At 61.4% G+C, this 19,915-nt stretch carries 18 protein-coding genes; 8 read left to right on the plus strand and 10 right to left on the minus strand.

Features of this window, described 5'->3' with window-relative positions; all coding sequences use genetic code 11:
• Window positions 1-120 precede the first annotated feature (120 nt).
• Window positions 121-1,722: a sulfatase gene (locus H6M51_RS02385; protein WP_185808271.1), complete on the plus strand. Its 1,602-nt coding sequence runs from the start codon at window positions 121-123 to the stop codon at window positions 1,720-1,722.
• A gap of 4 nt (window positions 1,723-1,726) precedes the next feature.
• On the opposite strand, the gene H6M51_RS02390 is transcribed toward H6M51_RS02385, so the two are convergent.
• Window positions 1,727-2,650, minus strand: a complete 924-nt coding sequence (locus H6M51_RS02390; protein ID WP_210314667.1) for a helix-turn-helix domain-containing protein — start codon at window positions 2,648-2,650, stop codon at window positions 1,727-1,729.
• Window positions 2,651-2,753: 103 nt separating this feature from the next.
• On the opposite strand from H6M51_RS02390, the gene pobA reads away from it, so the two are divergent.
• Window positions 2,754-3,926 (plus strand): 4-hydroxybenzoate 3-monooxygenase, encoded by a 1,173-nt coding sequence (pobA, locus tag H6M51_RS02395; protein ID WP_185808272.1) that lies wholly within the window; start codon window positions 2,754-2,756, stop codon window positions 3,924-3,926.
• Window positions 3,927-4,134: 208 nt separating this feature from the next.
• A complete protein-coding gene (locus H6M51_RS02400; protein ID WP_185808436.1) occupies window positions 4,135-5,580 on the plus strand; it encodes an aldehyde dehydrogenase in 1,446 nt (481 codons plus the stop codon).
• Between the two features lie 59 nt (window positions 5,581-5,639).
• Here H6M51_RS02400 and H6M51_RS02405 read toward each other — a convergent pair whose 3' ends face one another.
• A complete protein-coding gene (locus H6M51_RS02405) occupies window positions 5,640-6,152 on the minus strand; it encodes a MarR family winged helix-turn-helix transcriptional regulator (protein WP_185808273.1) in 513 nt (170 codons plus the stop codon).
• 165 nt (window positions 6,153-6,317) lie between these two features.
• On the opposite strand from H6M51_RS02405, the gene H6M51_RS02410 reads away from it, so the two are divergent.
• The 3 genes from H6M51_RS02410 (at window position 6,318) to H6M51_RS02420 (ending at window position 9,045) form a co-directional block, all read left to right on the plus strand.
• Entirely contained in the window at window positions 6,318-7,874 is a 1,557-nt protein-coding gene (locus tag H6M51_RS02410) for an AMP-binding protein (protein ID WP_185808274.1), read from the plus strand.
• 52 nt (window positions 7,875-7,926) lie between these two features.
• Window positions 7,927-8,754, plus strand: a complete 828-nt coding sequence (locus H6M51_RS02415) for a p-hydroxycinnamoyl CoA hydratase/lyase (RefSeq protein ID WP_185808275.1) — start codon at window positions 7,927-7,929, stop codon at window positions 8,752-8,754.
• A 99-nt stretch (window positions 8,755-8,853) separates the two neighbouring features.
• Window positions 8,854-9,045 carry a CsbD family protein gene (locus H6M51_RS02420; RefSeq protein ID WP_185808276.1) on the plus strand — a complete coding sequence of 64 codons (192 nt, stop codon included), beginning with the start codon at window positions 8,854-8,856 and terminating at the stop codon, window positions 9,043-9,045.
• A gap of 118 nt (window positions 9,046-9,163) precedes the next feature.
• On the opposite strand, the gene H6M51_RS02425 is transcribed toward H6M51_RS02420, so the two are convergent.
• From H6M51_RS02425 to H6M51_RS02440, 4 genes are read right to left on the minus strand one after another with little or no spacing between them, the layout of a single operon-like run.
• Window positions 9,164-10,894, minus strand: a complete 1,731-nt coding sequence (locus H6M51_RS02425) for a biotin carboxylase N-terminal domain-containing protein (RefSeq protein WP_185808277.1) — start codon at window positions 10,892-10,894, stop codon at window positions 9,164-9,166.
• A gap of 48 nt (window positions 10,895-10,942) precedes the next feature.
• A complete protein-coding gene (locus H6M51_RS02430) occupies window positions 10,943-12,544 on the minus strand; it encodes an urea amidolyase family protein (protein ID WP_185808278.1) in 1,602 nt (533 codons plus the stop codon).
• A gap of 7 nt (window positions 12,545-12,551) precedes the next feature.
• Window positions 12,552-13,322 (minus strand): LamB/YcsF family protein, encoded by a 771-nt coding sequence (locus H6M51_RS02435; RefSeq protein WP_185808279.1) that lies wholly within the window; start codon window positions 13,320-13,322, stop codon window positions 12,552-12,554.
• Between the two features lie 23 nt (window positions 13,323-13,345).
• On the minus strand, window positions 13,346-14,560 hold the full coding sequence (locus H6M51_RS02440; protein WP_407073544.1) for an NRAMP family divalent metal transporter: 1,215 nt from the start codon (window positions 14,558-14,560) through the stop codon (window positions 13,346-13,348).
• A 362-nt stretch (window positions 14,561-14,922) separates the two neighbouring features.
• On the opposite strand from H6M51_RS02440, the gene H6M51_RS02445 reads away from it, so the two are divergent.
• Complete coding sequence (locus H6M51_RS02445; RefSeq protein ID WP_185808281.1) at window positions 14,923-15,573, plus strand: GntR family transcriptional regulator; 651 nt, start codon at window positions 14,923-14,925, stop codon at window positions 15,571-15,573.
• Between the two features lie 23 nt (window positions 15,574-15,596).
• Here H6M51_RS02445 and H6M51_RS02450 read toward each other — a convergent pair whose 3' ends face one another.
• The 3 genes from H6M51_RS02450 to H6M51_RS02460 form a co-directional block, all read right to left on the minus strand.
• Window positions 15,597-16,352, minus strand: a complete 756-nt coding sequence (locus tag H6M51_RS02450) for an SDR family oxidoreductase (protein ID WP_185808282.1) — start codon at window positions 16,350-16,352, stop codon at window positions 15,597-15,599.
• Window positions 16,353-16,482: 130 nt separating this feature from the next.
• Window positions 16,483-17,355 carry a hypothetical protein gene (locus H6M51_RS02455; RefSeq protein ID WP_185808283.1) on the minus strand — a complete coding sequence of 291 codons (873 nt, stop codon included), beginning with the start codon at window positions 17,353-17,355 and terminating at the stop codon, window positions 16,483-16,485.
• A 284-nt stretch (window positions 17,356-17,639) separates the two neighbouring features.
• Complete coding sequence (locus tag H6M51_RS02460) at window positions 17,640-18,185, minus strand: histidine phosphatase family protein (RefSeq protein WP_246780358.1); 546 nt, start codon at window positions 18,183-18,185, stop codon at window positions 17,640-17,642.
• 284 nt (window positions 18,186-18,469) lie between these two features.
• Here H6M51_RS02460 and H6M51_RS02465 point away from each other — a divergent pair, with 284 nt between their 5' ends.
• Window positions 18,470-19,564, plus strand: coding sequence for a GH25 family lysozyme (locus H6M51_RS02465; protein WP_185808284.1), 1,095 nt, complete (start codon window positions 18,470-18,472; stop codon window positions 19,562-19,564).
• 19 nt (window positions 19,565-19,583) lie between these two features.
• Here the strand turns inward: H6M51_RS02465 and H6M51_RS02470 are convergent, their stop codons facing one another.
• Window positions 19,584-19,763 (minus strand): hypothetical protein, encoded by a 180-nt coding sequence (locus H6M51_RS02470; RefSeq protein ID WP_185808438.1) that lies wholly within the window; start codon window positions 19,761-19,763, stop codon window positions 19,584-19,586.
• Window positions 19,764-19,915: the final 152 nt, after the last annotated feature.

Raw genomic sequence — 19,915 nt, forward strand, 5'->3', positions numbered from 1 at the left:
GTCGATGATGAAGCGTCTGTTTCCAACCGGTACGCAGGAAGAAGCTTCGCGGACCTTCATGAGTCCGGAATCAGGAATACGCAACGGAAATGTTTGCTCTGGAGTTGAGGGGGCTCTCTCATGACCCGCACGAGTGCTATCCGCTCGATGGTCGGCGCCTTGATTGTCACGCTGATCGCTTGGACTGCGTTCACGCTGCCGGATCATCCCGATGCCATTGATGCCGCGGCTTTTGCCCGCCTGCCGCTCGAATGGCCCTTGATGATGCTTCTGCTGCTTGTCGTGCCGAGAGGTCTGAGGAGGTTTGTGGCACTGGTTTTTGGTCTGCTGCTCCTGATCATCCTGTTTCTGAAGCTTGCCGATATTGGCACGCAAGCCGCCTTCCAGAGGCCTTTCAATCCCTATCTTGACGTGAAGATGCTCTCCGATGGCTGGAACTTGATGTCCGGTACGGTTGGGAGGCTTGTTGCCTTTGCCGGCGTCGCAGCAGCTTTGGTCGGGCTGATCCTGCTCCTCCTCCTCTTCCTGTCGGCAGCGCGCTGGCTGTCGGAGACGGCGCGTCCCGCTCGATCCTGGTTGGTCCTTGTGATGGCTGCGCTTGCCGTCTTCGGCGGGGTTGCCCTTTGGGCCGGCACGCCGCGCGTCGATGCAAAGATCCCCGCCTATCTCAACAATAGAATTGCCTTGGTCGTCCGTTCTATTGAGGACATGCATCTTTTCGAAAGTGCGTTGTCCAGAGGAGAAGGCCCGCACAGCGGTTCCGGCCTCTTCCAGCGACTGAAGGGCAAGGATTTCGTACTGATCTTTGTTGAATCCTACGGACGTTCGGCCATCGAGGACCCCCGATACTCGATGATCACGCTCCCACGATTGAAGAGCGTCGACGCGGAAATTGCAGGAGCCGGTCTCGCCTCCGCCAGCGCCTGGGTGACATCTCCGACAGTCGGTGGCTTGAGCTGGCTGGCCCATGGCACCCTTCTCTCTGGTCTCTGGGTCGACAGCCAGGCGCGCTATGACCGGCTGATGATCAGCCAGCAGCCGAGCCTCAACCGTCTTTTTGCGGAGGGGGGATGGAAGAGCATCGCCGTGATGCCGGCAATCACCATGGATTGGCCGGAGAGCGCCTATTATGGCTATCGCCAGGTTCTGGCCGCTGCCGATCTGGAATATCGCGGCAAGCCGTTCAACTGGGTCACGATGCCGGACCAGTATACGCTTTCGGCCTTCGAGCGCCTTGGGCGTAAGCCCGCCCGTGAGGCGGGCGAAAACGTGATGGCCGAGGTTGCGCTGATCTCCAGCCATGCGCCTTGGACGCCCGTCGCGCGGCTCATCGACTGGGATGCAGTCGGCGATGGTTCGATTTTCAGCGAGCAGGCGGAAAGGGGAGATCCGCCTTCCGTGGTCTGGGCGGATCCGGAACGTGTGCGCCGTCAGTACATCCAGACGATCGATTATTCTCTGCACACGCTTGGCAGCTACATGGCGCGCTTCGGCGAGGACACCGTCTTCGTGATCCTCGGAGACCATCAGCCGGCGGCCATCGTCACGGGTCCGAATGCATCACGTGCGGTGCCGATCCATGTTGTCTCGGCAGATAGGGAACTCGTCGCCCGGTTCGAGGGCGAAGGCTTCCTCTCAGGGATGATCCCGGGGGCACAAACGCGCGAGTGGCCGATGAACGAGATGCGGCAGGTCCTGATCGATCTCTTAAGCGCCCCCTGAGGGATCACCTTCTTTCGGCACGGGAGCCGAGCCGTGCCTGCTCTTGCGCCCGCCAACTGGCAGGCGTCATGGATGTCTGGCGACTGAAGAACCGGGAGAAATAGGCTGGATCGGAAAAGCCCAGGCGAAATGCGATTTCCTTGATGCTTCCGGGCGTGAAGAGCAGTTCCCGTTGCGCCTCTTCGATCAGTCGGCGCGCCACCAGTTGCTGGGTGCCGAGACCCGTTTTCGCCCTGAGAACGCGGTTCAGGTGGGTCGGCGTGATGCCCAGCGCATCGGCATAAAACGAAGCCGGCCGCTGATTGCGCACCTCCCGATGTAGAAGGGAGGAGAAGGCTTCGACCCTTCGGTCATTATCATCCGTTTCTTCAGTCTCGATCCGGTCCTGTGCGGCAAGCCGCGCTGCGAGGGCGAGTGCAGCGGCAAGCCCCGTCTCCATGAGAACGGTACGCCCGGTCAGGCGTCCCTGCCATTCTGCGGCGACCCGCAAGAGATGCGAAAGGATCAGATGGCTGTCCGGATCCTGCGGAGCAAGGCGCGTGATACTCGGGGCGGAAAGAAACTGCCCGAGCGCACTCGGTTCCCCCGGTCGGACGGGGAGGCGACTGGCGAGAAACGTAAAGACGTAACCGTCGATGTCCGGTGAAAAGCGGAAGCCATGTCCGACCGCCGGCGGGACAGTGACGATGGAATTCGGTTCGAAACGGGCAATACTGCCTTCGAAGATCGCATCACCGGAGCCCCCGGTCACCAAAAGGATCTGAAAGTAGCGTTCGTGCCGGTGCAGCCCGATTTCCCAATGATGAAGCGCGCTTCGAGCAGGAATTGTCTCGCAATGCACCCAGAAACGCGATCCTGCCGGATCGTCCTCTCCATAAAGTTCATAGGTCGGGATATGCCCACGGATCTGTTGCTTGCGTTTCGTCATGTTCGATTTGTGCAACAAAAGACGCGATGCGTCCATTGTTGAGATCGCCCCATCCCGCCAGATTTGCCGAAAGACAAGTTGGGTGCGCGGCGGGAGGAACAGCATGCGGACAAAGGTCGTCATCATCGGATCAGGCCCTTCGGGCCTGCTGCTCGGGCAGCTTCTCACCAATGCGGGCATCGACAACGTCATCGTTGATCGCGTCGGCAAGGATCACATCCTCGCACGTGTCCGCGCCGGTGTGCTTGAGGAAGGAACGGTGGGTCTTGTTGATCGCGCCGGTGTCGGCCAACGCCTGCATCGCGAGGGTTTGCCGCATGACGGCTTTTCGCTGGCCTTTGACGGGCGGGACCACCGCATCGATCTCTTCGACCTCACCGGTGGCAAGCGGGTCATGGTCTATGGCCAGACGGAATTGACGCGCGATCTTATCGAGCGCCGAGAGCGCGATGGCGGGGTCACGATCTATGATGCGGCCAATGTCGTCCCGTCCGGATTCGATGGCGACCATCCCTATGTCACCTTCGAGAAGGATGGTGTCACGCAGCGCATCGATTGCGACTTCATCGCCGGCTGTGACGGCTTCCATGGCGCAAGCCGCAAGGCGGTGCCCGAAGGTGCGATCAAAACCTTCGAAAAGATTTATCCCTTCGGCTGGCTGGGAATCCTCGCCGACGTGCCGCCGGTCAACCACGAACTCATCTATGCCAACCACCCCCGCGGTTTTGCGCTGTGCTCGATGCGCTCTGAAACCCGAAGCCGCTATTACGTTCAGTGCTCGCTCGATGACAGGGTCGAGATGTGGTCCGACGACCGCTTCTGGGACGAGTTGCGCCGCCGCTTGCCCGTCCACCATGCCGAGGCAATGGTGACGGGGCCAAGCTTCGAAAAGTCGATCGCGCCGCTGCGTTCCTTCGTCGCCGAGCCGATGCGTTTCGGTCGTTTGTTTCTCGTGGGCGACGCCGCTCATATTGTGCCCCCGACTGGCGCCAAAGGTCTGAACCTTGCCGCATCCGATGTGCATTATCTGATCGATGGGCTTCTCGAACACTATCAGGAGAAGTCCGGCGCAGCGCTTGATGCCTATTCGACCCGTGCGCTGAAACGTGTCTGGAAGGCGGTTCGCTTCTCCTGGTCGATGACAACATTGCTGCATCGGTTCCCGGATACCGGAGATTTCGGCCAGAAGATCCAGGAGGCCGAGCTCGACTACCTGACGCATTCAAGGGCCGCCGCGACGGCCATGGCCGAGAACTATGTCGGGCTTCCTTATTGACCACGCAAGCAAGCGGCACCACTTGTCAAAAAGCAATTGTTTGCTAGACTTACAAAATATTTTGGGTCGGGGGAGGTCGCCGATCCTTTGTTGCATACCCTGCTGGCTGGAGGATCGAAACGGGATCGCAAGAGAGCAGGTGGGTCAGGTCGACGACGGCTGACCAGTTTCTAAACCGGATAATGATGGAGGAGGAAGATCCATGAATATGCATGTATCGCTATTGATCAACGGTGCCGAAAAGGCAGCCGCCGGCGGGCGTACGTTTACCCGTATCAATCCTTTCACGCAGGAAGTCGCGACCACGGCGTCGGCTGCCAGCCTCGAGGATGCAAATGCAGCTGTCGAGGCGGCCGCAGCCGCTTTCCCAGCATGGTCGAAGACTGGCCCGGGTGAGCGCCGCAAGATTCTGCTCAAGGCTGCCGAAATCATGGAGTCCAAAACCGCCGAGTTCTCGGAACTGGTCGTGGCGGAAACAGGTGCCACCGGTCATTGGGGCGCCTTCAACGTTATGGTCGCCGCCAGCATGCTGCGCGAGGCCGCCTCGATGACGACGCAGATCTCGGGCGAAGTCATTCCGTCGAACAAGCCGGGCTCCCTGTCCATGGGCATGCGCCAAGCCGTAGGCGTTTGCCTCGGCATCGCGCCTTGGAATGCGCCGATCATCCTTGGCACCCGCGCCGTCGCCATGCCGCTCGCCTGCGGCAACACTGTCATCCTGAAGGCGTCCGAGCAGTGCCCCGGCACTCATCGCCTGATCGCACAATGCCTCGTGGAAGCCGGTCTGCCGACCGGTGCCATCAGCGTCATCACCAATGCACCGGAAGACGCAGCTAAGATCGTCGAGGCCTTGATCACCAATCCGGCCGTGAAGCGGGTGAACTTCACGGGCTCCACCAAGGTCGGCAAGATCATCGGTGAGCTTTGCGGCCGTCATCTGAAGCCGGCTCTGCTCGAGCTCGGCGGCAAGGCTCCGCTGGTTATTCTCGACGACGCCGATATCGACGCTGCCGTCAACGCGGCTGCCTTCGGCGCATTTGCCAATATGGGCCAGATCTGCATGTCGACCGAACGGATCATCGTCGACGAGAAGATCGCCGACGAGTTTGTCGCCAAGCTTGCCGCCAAAGCATCCAAGCTGCCGGCCGGCGACCCCAAGGGTCACGTCGTCCTCGGCTCGCTGATCAGCCTGGAATCGGCGAAGAAAATGGATGATCTAATTGCCGACGCGGTTTCCAAGGGTGCCAAGCTTGTGGCTGGCGGCAAGCGCGAAGGCAGCGTTGTCGAGGCGACGCTGCTCGATCAGGTGACGCCTGATATGCGCATGTACTCCGAAGAGAGCTTCGGCCCCGTGAAGCCGATCATCCGTGTGAAGAGCGAGGAAGAGGCGATCCGTGTCGCCAACGACACCGAATACGGGCTGTCCGGCGCGGTCTTCAGCCGTGATATCCGTCGCGCGCTCGCCGTTGCCGCCCGCATTGAATCCGGCATTTGCCACATCAACGGCCCGACGGTCTTCGATGAGCCGCAGATGCCGTTTGGTGGTGTCAAGGGCAGTGGCTATGGCCGTTTCGGCGGTAAGGCAGCGATTGCCGAATTCACGGAACTGCGCTGGATCACGATCGAAGATCCCAACCAGCATTACCCCTTCTAAGATCTGAAATGGAACGGCCGCCCACAAGGCGGCCGTTTTCGTTCGGGATGTTCGGGGGATCAGTCCAACTGGCCGTTGCGCGGAACGATGTCCGAATAGATGCGCTTGAGACACTGAATGAAAGCCTCGAGTTCCTCCGCCGAGAAACGTGAGGTGAAACGCAGCTCATGCTGTTGCTGGATGCTTCGAGCCTGCTTCAGCATCTCTGCGCCCGCTCCGGTGAGCAGCAATTCCTGGCGTCGCCGGTCGACCGGTGATGGCTGCCGCTCCAGAAGATCACGACTCTCAAGACGGTTGACCAGAGCCATCATCGTAGCCCGGTCCATGCTGAGCTGGTTCGCGATGTCGATCTGGCTGACCCTTGGGTTGGCTGAAATGAGTTCGAGCACCGCGAACTGCTTCTGCGTCAATCCAATGTCGCCCATCGCGGCCGTGTAATCCTGGTACACGGCAACATTCGCCATTCTCAAGTGGAAGCCGAGAATATCATCGAGGCGACCGGTACGGAGCGGAGACCCCACTTCGAAAACCTCGTCGTCATTCGCCGGCTTCAAGTCGTTGTGTCGAGTCATGGCTTCCATTCCATTCATGCGCCGCCAAGAGTGTGGAATCATTCATGATCACTTTCGACTGCAACAGTCAAATTACCGCTTGTCAAATGGCAAGACTGTAATTAGTATGCGTAACATACAAATCGCCAAGGAGGGCCCGAGTGGCTGGCGAGAGGGGGTACGAGCATGCAGCCTGAATTGCGGTCGGAGTGGGCAGAGAGGGCTGCCGTTGGCCTTGAGACGGATGACCCTGTCATCTATCGCGCGATGGCCACGCCGCAGCGACAGGCTGTCTACGAGGTGGCGACCGGGCGCAGTGCGACCTATGCGGCACTGAACGGTGCCGTCGGGCGTGCAGCCAAGCGTCTGGCAGAGATCGTCGGTCAGCAACCTGCGGCGCAGCGCATCGCCTTTCTGGGGCGCAACTCCATCGAGCAGTTGGTTGTCTGCCTGGCCTGCCAGCGTGCTGGCTTCGTATTTGTGCCCCTCAACTGGCGTCTCGGTGCCGCAGAGCTGGCCCAGATCCTTGAGGACTGTCAGCCGTCCGTGCTCTTGCACGACGAAGAGTTTGTGGCAGTTGTTGCCGAGATGGCGGATATCCCGCCGAAGACGATCGCCATTGACGGCGAGCAGGGCTGGGCGGCGATGGTCGCCTCGGGTCCGGAGGCGGAGCCCGTCGTGTTGGATGCGGATGCCCCATGCATTATGCTTTACACATCCGGCACAACGGGAACCCCGAAAGGTGTCATCATCACCAGAGGGAACGCCTTCGCTTCTGCGATCAACTTTTCGCTGGTCGGCGAAGTGACAAGCCGCTCGGTGTCGCTCTGCGATCTTCCTTTCTTTCACACGATTGGTTTGGTCGCCATCGGCAGAACCACCTTGATGATGGGCGGTCGCCTGATCATCTCCGACCGCTTCCTGCCCGAGCGGACGCTCTCTGTCCTCGGCGATCCAGCCCTCGGGGTCACCCATTACTTCGCTGTTCCCCAGATGGCTGCAGCCTTGCGGAATTCACCGGCATGGGATCCGACGGCTCTCAAGGCGCTGCAGGCAATTTTCATCGGCGGGGCTCCACTGTCTCCCGCGCTGATCGAGACCTTCCTGAAAGACGGCATCCCCCTCGTCAACGGCTATGGCATGAGCGAGGCTGGTACGACCATTCACATGCCGCTGGACCGTGATGCGGTCGCGCGGCACCCCGGCAGCGTCGGTTATCCCGCTCCGCTTCTCGCCGTCCGCCTGGTTGGCGAGGATGGGCAGGATGTTCGCGATGGCGAAGTTGGCGAGATCTGGGTCAAGGGCCCCTCGGTGACCCCCGGATATTGGAACAAGCCGGCGGAGACGGCACGCGCGTTCGTCGGGTCTTGGTATCGCACTGGCGACCTCGGTCGTCGCGCCGAAGGCGGTGTGATCCACGTACCGGATCGCCTGAAGGACATGTATATCTCCGGCGGCGAGAATGTTTTCCCCGCCGAGATCGAAGCCGTGATCGGGGCTCATCCCAAGGTTCAGGATGTCGCGGTCATCGGACTTCCCGATGCCAAGTGGGGCGAGTGCGGCGTTGCCTTTGTCGTGGCGCGCGCGGATGCGCCATCGACCGAGGAAATCTTTGCCCACTGCGCGGAACGATTGGCATCCTACAAGCGGCCAAGCCGCATTGTTTTTCTCGACCAGATACCGCGAACGGCATCCGGCAAGGCACAAAAGCACATCTTGCGCCAGACCCATGCGCCGCAGTGAAAATTGATCAATGGGCATCATCGCCCCAACGTAATGCCTCAAGGAGTCCATCATGTCCGATGCGAATACCCAGCCAGACCCGGTTCTCGTCGAGTTCGACAACGGGATCGCCTTTGTCACCCTGAACCGCCCTGAAAAGCGCAATGCCATGAATCCGAGACTGAATGTCCGGATGCTGGAAGTGCTTGACGAACTCGAAGCCGACGATCGCTGTGGCGTTCTGGTCTTGCGCGGCGCCGGCCAGTCCTGGTCCGCCGGCATGGACCTCAAGGAGTACTTCAGGGAGAACGACGGCAAGGGTCGCGCGGCCGTTCTCAAGAGCCGGCGCCAGTCCGGCGGCTGGTGGAACCGTCTGATGTATTTTGAAAAGCCGACCATTGCCATGGTCAACGGCTGGTGCTTCGGCGGGGCCTTCACCCCTCTCGTATCCTGTGATCTGGCGATTGCCGCCGACGAGGCGACCTTTGGCCTTTCGGAGATCAACTGGGGCATCCTGCCGGGCGGCAACGTGACGCGCGCCGTGGCAGAAGTGATGAACCACAGGGATTCGCTCTACTACATCATGACCGGCGAAACCTTTGGCGGCCGTAAGGCAAGGGAGATGGGGCTGGTCAACGAGTCCGTGCCGCTGGCAGATCTCGAAGCCCGCGTCCGCGTCCTCTGCGCGAGCCTGCTCGAAAAGAACCCCGTTGTTCTCAAGGCTGCCAAGGATACCTTCAAGCGTGTCCGTAACATGCCCTGGGAGCAGGCGGACGACTACATCTATGCCAAGCTCGAACAAATGCTCTTCCTGGACAAGAGCAATGGCCGCGCCGAGGGGCTGAAGCAATTCCTGGACGACAAGACCTACCGGCCGGGTCTCGGCGCCTACAAGCGCTGAACGGCAGCCGGAACGTTTGGCCTCCATGAGCGTTTTCTGGCCAAGCGGATCGTGAAACGGCTTCGGTGCCGTGCGAGACCGCCAACAAGGAGAACGACCATGGGTGCCACTTCTGACAAGATCGCCGGCAAGGCCAACGAACTGGCCGGCAAGGCCAAGCAGGCCGTCGGCGACGCCACCGACAACCGCAGCCTTCAGGCGAAGGGCCTTGCCCAGGAAGCCAAGGGCGATGCGCAGCAGGCCAAGGGCCATGCGAAGGACGCCGTCAAGAACGTCGTTGACAAGGCCTGACCTGGATCAGATCCAGAGCTTCTGGCCCGCCATTGGCGGGCCTTTTGCTGTCGACAGATCGTGTAGGGACAACGCAGCAATCGTGGTCCACCGACAAGCGGCCCTTCTGCCTTGATTGTCACGCTTCGTAGCGCGCAATCTCCGTCCCCGCCTGCAGATAGCCACCGGCCTCGGCCTTGAAGCGAACGCGGCCGGAGCGCGCTGCGGTCACCTGGGTTTCCATCTTCATTGCTTCCATCACGGCAATCAGATCGCCTGCCTGCACCTCGGATCCATCCTCGATCTTGAACGCCTGAAGTGTTCCCGAGACCGGCGCGGTGATGCTGGAGACATCCTCCGATTTGGCAGCGGTCTGTCCATGTCCGCCACCAACAGCGGCACCGCCAAGCCCGGACAGGAGCAGAGCCGGTATGGCAAGTTCGTGCCGCTTGCCGTCAATCTCCACATGGGTGCGGATTACCGAAGTATCTGGAAGCGGTTCCGGTCGGGCCGCCGCCGCAAGCGGTTCGGCGAAATCCGTCTCGATCCAGCGGGTGTGAACGCGGAAACCATCTTCACCCGTAAAGTCGCGGGCTTCCATTGCGGCACGATGAAAGGGCAGGACCGTTGCAACACCCTCGATGAAAAACTCTGCCAGGGCACGCCGCGCCCGGGCAAGCGCCTGCTCGCGGGTCGCGCCTGTGACAATCAGCTTTGCCATCAGGGAATCGAAGGTGCCCGGAACGGTCGAGCCGGTGGTAACGCCCGTGTCGAGGCGCACGCCCGGACCGGATGGCGGGTCGAAGCGGGTGATTGCGCCCGGCGTTGGCAGAAAGCCCCGTCCAGGGTCCTCGGCATTGATGCGGAACTCGATCGAGTGACCGCGCGGGGCAGGGGTTTCCAGCACCTCAAGCGCCTTGCCTTCTGCAATTCGGAACTGCTCCACGACGAGGTCGATGCCTGTCGTTTCCTCGGTCACCGGGTGCTCGACCTGCAGGCGGGTGTTGACCTCCAGGAACGAGATCGTCCCGTCGACACCGAGCAGAATTTCGACGGTGCCGGCACCCGAATAACCCGCCGCCGCGCAGATCTTCTTCGCCGCGTCGTGGATCGCCTGCCGCTGTGCATCGCTGAGGAAGGGCGCCGGCGCCTCTTCGACGAGCTTCTGATTGCGTCGCTGCAGCGAACAGTCGCGTGTGCCGAGCACCAGAACATTCCCATGCTTGTCGGCGAGAACCTGCGCCTCGATATGCCGCGGACGATCAAGGAAACGTTCGAGGAAACATTCGCCACGACCGAAGGCGGCTTCCGCCTCGCGCACGGCGGAATGATAGAGCTCTGCCACATCCTCCATCTTCCAGGCGACCCTCAGGCCCCGCCCGCCGCCGCCATGCGCGGCCTTGATCGCAACCGGCAGTCCGTGTGCTTTTGCGAAGGCGATCACCTCTTCGGCAGTCTCGACAGGTCCGTCGCTGCCGGCGACCAGCGGAGCGCCGACCGAAAGCGCGATCCGCCGCGCCTCGACCTTGTCGCCGAGCGCCTCGATCACGTGCGGATCCGGACCGATCCAGGTGAGGCCTGCCTCCTGCACGGCGCGGGCGAAATCCGCCCGTTCGGACAAGAACCCATAGCCAGGATGCACCGCGTCCGCACCGGACCGGCGGGCAATCTCGATGAGCTTCTGGATGTCGAGATAGGTCTCTGCCGGACGACTGCCGACCAGCCCATAAGCCTCATCTGCGAGCCTGACGAACAGCGCATCCAGATCCGGATCGGCATAGACCGCGACGGACTTAAGCCCGTAGTCGCGGCAGGCGCGGATGATGCGCACGGCGATTTCGCCGCGATTGGCGATCAGCACTTTCTTCATCGGGGTCTCCTCACTGTCTCTCTTGGCCTGCCATCGCTGCTTGGCGGATCATGCCCGGTCGGGCTCGATCTCGGCGAAGCGCGTTATGGGCCGGAATTGAATTTTCGCATTCACCGGGATCTGGCCGGCGAGATCGAGATGATATTCGGCGACCGTGCCGATAACCGGGTAACCGCCGGTCAGCGGGTGGTCGGCGAGAAAGAGCACGGGCTGCCCGCTATGCGGAACCTGGATGGCACCCGTCGCCGTCCCCTCGCTCGGAAGCTCCGCCTTGTCCTTGCGCTCTAGCGCCTCAGGACCGGAGAGACGGATCCCGACCCGGTTCGATTGCGGCGTCACCTCGTAGACCTGGCTCGACAGCGTTTCGATTCCCCGCTCGGTGAACCAGTCGCTGCGGGGGCCCATGACGACATCGAGCGTGACGATTTCACCCGGTGCCGGACAGACAAATGCGGGGCTTTCGGTCAGCGACACGGGCGAAAGGCGGTGCTCCCCATTTCCCATGGCAAGCACGGCGCCGACGCTGACCGGCGCCGGCCCGACGACGGCGAGCGTATCCGTCGAGGCGCTGCCCAAAACCGGTGCCACGTCGAGACCACCACGAAATGCCAGGTAGCTGCGGGCGCCGCGCGTCGCAAAGCCGAGGGAAACCGTGTCTCCCGCTTCGAGCGAAATCGGCTGATATCCTTCGGCGGCGATGTTCCGACCCGCCTTGTTGCGGATAACGATCGGGCATGGGGCACCTGTCACGGCCATCACGGTCGGCCCGGAAATCTCGAATGCGAAACCGCCGAGCGTTATCTCCAGGCAGGGCGCTTCCAAGGGATTGCCGACGATCCGGTTTGCGGCCCGGAAGGCCCCCTGGTCGAGAGCGCCTGAGGAGGATACGCCCTGTCCGGCCTGGCCGAAACGGCCGAGATCCTGCACCAGCGCCGGCATCGGGGCTGCGGTGATAGTAATCGTCGTGGCTGCATCAGACGCAGTGGTGCCGGTGGAGATCGGTTCTGCTCGGCCGGGCACAACCACGCTCTGAGGCCGCTTTGCAAGATCGAAGAACCGCACCCGGTATCCCGGCTGGAAGAGTGCAGGCGGATCGCGCGTCAGGTCCCACATCTTGAGCGGCGTTGTGCCGATGATCTGCCAGCCGCCGGGGCTTGCCTGCGGATAGACGCCGGAAAAGGCGCCGGCGAGCGCGACCGATCCGGCGGGGATCTTCGTGCGCGGGCTTTGCCGCCGCGGCACCTGCAACGCCGGATCGCCCCCGACCAGATAGCCGAAACCCGGCGCAAAGCCGCAAAAGGCCACGGTGAATTCGCTTGCCGTATGCCGCTCGATCACCTCACTCACGGATAGACCTGTCAGCGCCGCGACATCGTCCAGGTCTTCGCCATCATAGACGACGGGGATCTCGACCAGCATGTCGGATGGCGCGATCTTCGCCGAACGATCACGGGTGCTGATCGTTGCTGCCAGGCCCTCCGCCGTCAGGATCTCCGGACGGAACCGGATCATCAGCGTCCGCGCCGCCGGGACAATATCGACGATGCCGTTCACCGGCTCGGCTTCAAGCGAGGCAAAGAGCGCGAGCGTCTCGTCGAGATCTTTCAACTCGACGATCAGGACAGTCAGGCTGACGGGGAGAAAACGCATGAAAGCCTCAGGAGCGCGCGTGGAGGAAGGATCGCACCGTGATGCCGTCCTTCTCGAAAGCCTGGCGGATCTCCCGCGCGATCGCGACAGCACCGGGGCTATCGCCATGCACGCAAATGGACTGAGCCTCGATCTTGATGGTCGAACCATCGATCGCCTCGATCGTGCCCTCATGGGCAAGTTGCAGCATGCGTCGGGCAATCAGCGCGGTATCGTGGAGCACGGCACCCGGCTCCCGGCGGGAAACAAGCGCACCCGAGGGCGTATAGGCGCGATCGGCAAAGGCCTCAGCGACGGCCTTCAGGCCAGAGGCGCGGGCGAGGTCCAGAATTGGTGAACCGGCTAGCCCCATCATGACCAACTTTGGATCGATAGCCCGGATGCCGTCGATCACCGCCTGGCCCTGCTTCGGGTCATGGGCGATGCGATTGTAGAGCGCGCCATGGGGCTTCACATAGCCGACGGTGACGCCGGCGGCCGCCGCAACACCCTTCAGCGCACCGATCTGGTAGATCACATCGGCGGTCAGTTCCGCCGATGTGACATCCATGTCGCGCCGGCCAAAGCCGACGCGGTCGGGATAGGAGACATGCGCCCCGATCGAGACACCGCGCTCTGCGGCGGCTTTCACGGTCTTGCAGATGCCGACGGGATCGCCGGCATGGAAACCGCAGGCGACATTGGCGCTGGAGACGATGGAGAGCATCGCCTCGTCGTCGCCCATGGCCCAGGCGCCATAGCTTTCGCCGAGGTCGCTGTTGAGATCGATGGCAGTCATGTCTTCCTCCCTATTCGTCTTGCTCAGGCCGCCGAAAGCAGCGCGAAGATCGGCCCGATCGACTTGTAGCCCATGTACCAGGTAAGCGCGCAAGTCAGTGCTCCGAGGATCAACAGCCAGCGCGGGTAGCGATAGCCACCCATCAGGTCTGAGCGAGCCCAGGCCGCATAGATGAAGATCGTGAGACCGATCGGCAGGATGAGGCCGTTCAGACCACCGACGAAGACCAGCATCTGTGCCGGAGGCGTGGTGATGATCACGTAGAAGAACAGCGAAACGGCGATGAAGATGACAGTCGCGATGTTGCGCCCGCGCTCGGTGATATCAGGCTTGAAGACGGTGATGAAGGACACCGAGGTGTAGGCGGCACCAATCACAGAGGTGATCGCCGCAAACCAGAGCACGGCACCGAAGATGCGAAGACCCACGTCACCGGCTGCGGCCTGGAAAGCTTGTGCGGCCGGGTTGGCCCCCTTGCCCGAAACATCGATCGCGACACCGCTCGCGACCACGCCGAGGATGGCGAGGAACAGCACGTAGCGCATCACGCCTGTCACGGCGATGCCGGAAAGGGCGGCGCGGTTGACGGCACCGAGGTTCTCGATCCCGACCGTGCCCTTGTCGAGCAGGCGGTGCGCGCCCGAATAGGTGATGTAGCCACCCACCGTGCCGCCGACGATGGTGGTGATCGTCGCAAAGTCGATGGTCGATGGGATAAAGGTCTGGAAGAGCGCATCACCGACCGGAGGCTGCGAGACGATCGCGACGTAAAGGGTCAGGATGATCATCGCGAGACCGGCCACCACGATCAGCCGGTCAATCGCCACTCCCGCGCGATGCGACAGGAAGATGCCGATGGCGATCAGCGCACTGATCGAGCCGCCCAGCTTGGGGTCGAGACCAAGCAGGGAATTGAGACCAAGGCCGGCACCGCCGATATTGCCGATGTTGAAGAAAAGGCCGCCAATGATGACGAGGATCGCAAGCAGATAACCGGTCCCTGGAATGGCTGCGTTCGCAATGTCGGAGGCCCGCATCCTCGTCAGCGTCACGATCCGCCAGATGTTCAGCTGAACCACGAAGTCGATCAGGATCGAGGCGAGGATCGCGAAGGCAAAGGCGGCACCAAGCTTTGTCGTGAAGGTCGCCGTCTGGGTGATGAAGCCAGGTCCGATGGCCGATGTTGCCATCAGGAAGATCGCGGCGATCAAGGCGCTCCGGCGTGTCTTGGCGGACATTCCGCCGGATCCGGCCGTGTTGGCCGCTTTCGATGTCTGTTCCATGTGTCCCTCTCGATTGACCTGTCCCCGACTTCACGCGGGGCTTGTTGATCACTAGCCCGGTTAGCCTCGCGTGGTTTCACAATTCTGTCAATATTGTTCAACGATTTTATTTTATTGTTCTACTTAATTGGCGCAATGTTGAGCAAGTTGATGCTCGGAAAGGCAGTTCTCGCTCTTAGAGGAACAATTTTTGGCCGTAACCGGCTCCCGTCTTGCTGCAATTTCTCGCATGGTCGATAAGGCAGCAGTCGCGAATAGCCCGCTGCATCGGAGCCAATTGCGACCCTGTACTGGGCGGACGGCCCCTGGGGAGACTGATGGCAGAAGCGGAAACGACAGCGGCACTCGCACCTCGCCTGGCGGAAGCCATCCGCGACCGGTTGATCAGCGGCGAATTGAAGCCCGGTCAGCGCCTGTCTGAGGCTGCCCTGAGCGCCGATTTCGAGGTATCCCGCAATTCGCTTCGTGAGGCTTTCCGACTGCTGACCAAGGATGGCCTGCTGCAGCACGAACCCAACCGTGGCGTCTTCGTCGCGACGCCCAGCATGGCCTCGATTATCGATATCTATCGTGTTCGCCGCATTATTGAAGGCCAGGCGCTGTCGAACGCCTATCCGAACCACCCTGCGGTGGCGCGCATGAAGGCTGCGGTCGAGGCGGCACGCGCTGCCCGTGAACTGAACGACTGGGTCTCGGTCGGCAGCGAAAACATGAAATTCCATGCGGCCATCGTCGATCTGGCCGACAGCCAGCGGCTGAGCAGCTTCTATGCGCAGATCGCTGCCGAGCTACGCCTGAGCTTCGGCCTGCTCAAGGAGCCCGAACTGCTTCATGCCCCCTATGTCGAAATGAATGCGGCAATCCTCGAAAAGCTCGAGGCCGGCGAGCCAAAAGCCGCAGCAGCCGCACTCGAGGCCTATCTGCTTCAATCCGAACGGACTGTGCTTGCCGCCTTCTCCCGGATCTGACAACCGCAGCTTCGCCGATGTCCTCACAAAGACGCGGTAATCCCGCCGTCGACATAAAGGATGTGGCCGTTGACGAAGGAGGAGGCGTCGGAGGAAAGAAAGATGCAGGCGCCAACCAGTTCTTCCACCTTGCCCCAGCGTCCGGCGGGCGTCCGTTTGGAAAGCCAGGTGGTAAACTCGGGATCGGCAACGAGAGCGGCGTTGAGCGGCGTTTCGAAATAGCCGGGCGCAATCGCGTTGCACTGCAGTCCATGTCGGGCCCAGTCCGTCGCCATGCCCTTTGTCAGATTTCCGACAGCTCCCTTGGTGGCGGTATAGGGTGCGATCGTGGGGCGGGCGAGCGCCGTCTGCACGCTTGCAATGTTGATGATCTTGCCACGGCCCCGGCCGATCATGTGACGGGCGACGGCCTGGCCCACATTGAAGACACTGGAAACATTGGCCGCCAGCAGTCTTTCAAAGGCATCGGCCGGGAATTGCTCCAGTGGTGCCCGATGCTGCATGCCGGCATTGTTGACCAGAATGTCGATCGGTCCGACCTCGGTTTCGAACCGATCGACCGCTTCTTTGACCGCAGCATGATTCGTCACATCGAAGGGAAGGATGCGCGCGCCGGCACCCAGCGGGCGGGCCGCACATTCAAGCTTGTCAATGCTGCGCCCGTTGAGAACGACCTCGGCGCCCGCTTGCTGCAGGCCGGTGGCCAGCGCAAGACCGATGCCTTGCGATGATCCTGTGATCAGCGCCCGGCGCCCTGCCAGATCGAAGAGCTTGTGCATGGTATCCGCCTCCACCCAGAATGAATTTCACCCCGGACTTGGCCAAGGCTCTGCCAAAGTCAAGGCAGTTGGACGGATACTGGGGCCAAGACCTTATGTTGCAGCGCCGCAGCGCTGCCAGTCCGGCGCGTCACCTGACAACCGCGATGGCATGCTCTCCCGGTGGCGGCACGATACTCGTCGCCTGGTCGGCGCTGTCGGCCACCCAGCTCCAAAAGCTCAGATGGTAGTTCCTGATATCGTCCAGCATTAGCTCGGTCAGCGCCACGTGATGCGTGCGGCGGTCTTGAACAACGAAACCTCGGACCTCGGCCCCGTTCAAGACATTTCGGACATGCGAATGGGAAATGCCCAGCCGATCTGCCAGCTGGCGCGTTTCCAGGAGAAACCAGCGGGTCTCGGGCTCGCCGGGATGCTCGTAATGCGCTCTCAGCAAGGCGAGAGCCATCCTGTCGCCGCAGTCGAAGTTGTCGAACCAGCACCAGGCATCGTCACCATGTGCCAGATGCGCTCTGACTCGGTCGAACATCAGGCGTGCGGCTGCTATATAGCGAAGAGAGAAATCTTCATCCGTCTGCAGTTTGTGCGTCATGCCGGTTGGAAGCAATCCCGCCACTTCGGCACACGTCATATGATGGGCAAGCCAGGTCTTCAAACCGTCCAGAAGAGGCGCTTTCGCAAGCAGCACCTTTGTCCTTCGGTCTTCCGGATGATCAACGGCCTCGATGAAGCGCGCAAATCTCAGCAGGGCGAAGAAGCTGGATAGGGTCCTCGATCGACCCATCTCCCCCTGGATACGGGTGAGTGTCGGACGCTCCCCGATGCCCAGTTCAGCCTCGCAATGCATCACCGCCAGGAGTCCCGCGGCGTGGGACTGTAGGTTGCGTCCAAAGATCTTGTTGATCAGCTTCTCGCCGAAATGCATCGGCAGAATGCTGTTTGCGCAATAACGAATGGCATCCTCATAGGCGAGATCGTCCATCCGCGCCCGCAATACGTCCATGGGTTTCGCTGCTCCCGGATTTTCGAGCGAAACTATCATGGTTTGTAACGAAATACGGTGACGAAAGTTACAACCCGCACTTTCAAATCTTCGCGTTGCAGCTGACACTAGGATAGATGCGGATTTTTGACTCCCGCCGGCGACTGTTTTCGTCGACTATACCCGCGCCGGAGCCTTCCGGCGCGTCTGCCGGGGCATGTCCGGATTGCCGCCGCACCTAAACTTGTTGCAGGACTTTTTTCATCACGCGCGGCGACCACTTCTGCCGCAGGTTTTTTTCTCCGTCATGCCCCGGTAGACTGCCGGCCGATAACATCGGTCTCGCCCACACCGCTCATGGTCGCAAAGACGAGTTCTCCGCTGCGGGGAACGATCGAAGTCAGTCCCGTGATGTTCACCTGATGTGTGACCAGTATCAGAGGCCGCCCAGAGGTGTAGGAATAGGCTGAAAGCCATTGCCTCAGCGCTTCGGTTTGTTCCCTCCCGTTTTCCGGTTTGCCGAAGAAGGAGTTCAGCAGGGGCTGCGGTGAAACCGGCCCGAGTTCCATGAGACGCGCGGTGTCCAGACAGCGGCACCATTCGCTCGAATAAACGGCAGCTCTCTTTATTCCTTCATCACGAAACAGCGCCCCGATCCTTGACGCCTGGGCTCGTCCCTCGTCCGACAGATTGCGTTGAGTGCTGCAATCGCCAAGCTGCATTCCCGCAGGATCACCGGTACCCGGCGCCAGGGCATGACGCAAAAGCACAAATGCGCGTCCCGCGCGCAGCGCCTCCCAGGCATCGCCGGCTTGGGCAGGAACACCGGCAAGCGTGAACAACGAAGTCATGAGAAAAGACCGTCGAGGGATCATCATCGAGCCTTATCCTGAGCGTGAGTGAAGCAACAAAACCTTGATACGGCGATCAAGATGCGCGGGATCAGCGGTGTCACTGCACATGCTTGTGAGCGCCGGACGAGCCCTTGTTCAGAGTGTCCGGATGCTAGGGCAGGCCCGATCCGCACCGTAAAGATTGCATTCACCTTTTCCCGGTAAAGCTTTGTTAGCAATCTCCTGAAGCTCCGGGCATTCGCCTACGCCTGTGCCCGGTCGTTAGTTTGAGTCTGTGTGCCATGCGTTCCAAGGTCTTCCCCTCGCTGCTCATCGGTTGTCTGGTGCTTAGCGGCTGCAGTGCCCGCACCAATCCCGTCGAAGCCTTGCAGTTACGCTCTCAAGCGACACAGCAGCAGGCACAGACTGCCGCTGCCCCGACCCCTGCTGTTGCCGTGGATGAGCAGACCGGCGCCATCACACCTGTCGCCTCGCCGACGGGGGCGCATGCTCAGGCGCTCGCCTGGGCCGGCAGATCGCCGAACCAGGCTCATTTCGATACGCCGGAGATGACGGCAGGCATGCCGGTGCCCAACCAGCGTCCGCTGGCGATGCTCGCACCGCCGATGCCGTCCGCCTTGCCACAGCAGGAGCCCGCGACGCGCTCGACCGGACGCCACCGGGTCTACAACCAGCGCTTCAGCGACGCCAAGCCGATCAATTTCGGCAAGGTGAAGCCAAAGCATCATGCGGTTCATGGCGTGGATGTATCGCGCTGGCAGGGCAATATCGACTGGCAAACCCTGCGAAGCCAAGGCGCCAATTTTGCCTATATCAAGGCGACAGACGGTGGCGATCATCTCGATCCCATGTTCCACACCAACTGGAAGCGCGCCAAGGATGCCGGATTGAAGCGCGGCGCCTACCACTTCTTCTACTGGTGCCGCGTTGCCTCAGAGCAGGCGGAGTGGTTCATCCGGAACGTTCCGCGCGATCCGGATGCCCTGCCGCCAGTCATTGACGTCGAATACAACGGCGAGTCGAGCTGCCGTTTCCGCCTGTCGCCTGAAAAGGCACGCGAAAAGATGCAGGTCTTCATGGACCGTCTGGAGCAGCATTACGGCAAGCGGCCGGTGATTTACACGGCTCCCGATTTCTACAAGGACAATCTGCGCGGCCATTTCCTTGACTATCCCTTCTGGCTGCGCTCGGTGGCGGCGCATCCGTCCAAGGTATACCCGGGCCGGAAATGGGTCTTCTGGCAATATTCCGGATCCGGCCTGTCCCAGGGCGTCAACGGCAAGATCGACCTCAACGTCTTCTACGGCTCGGTATCGGACTGGCAGAACTGGGTTGCCGGCAAGAAGAGCTGGGAGCGCGTCGCCGGCCTGCGGTGAAGCGCCCCTTGCCGTAACTTCAGATATGCGGGGCGGGATCCACGATAGGCGGGTCCCGGGTCTCGTCGGGATTGGGTCTCGGAACCTCGTCCGGCAGGACGTCCGGCTCCGGCTCGTCCACCGGTATCTCCGGCGTCCAGGCCGGGGCTGGCATCGGCGGCTGATCGTCGTAAGGCGATGAGGGATTGGGGCTGGGCATGATGATCTCCCTGAAGTCCTGCGGCCGCGGGATGCGGTCGGGTGCTGAATGCCGCAGGAGCAATTCGGCCGTGACCGACTTTGTTCCTGAAATCATCTGACACCTCTCCGAATCCGCAGCTTCCCAGTTGGAACATTTCCCTTCGCGCCGCT

The organism is Rhizobium sp. AQ_MP, from assembly GCF_014237835.1.
Taxonomy (GTDB): domain Bacteria; phylum Pseudomonadota; class Alphaproteobacteria; order Rhizobiales; family Rhizobiaceae; genus Allorhizobium.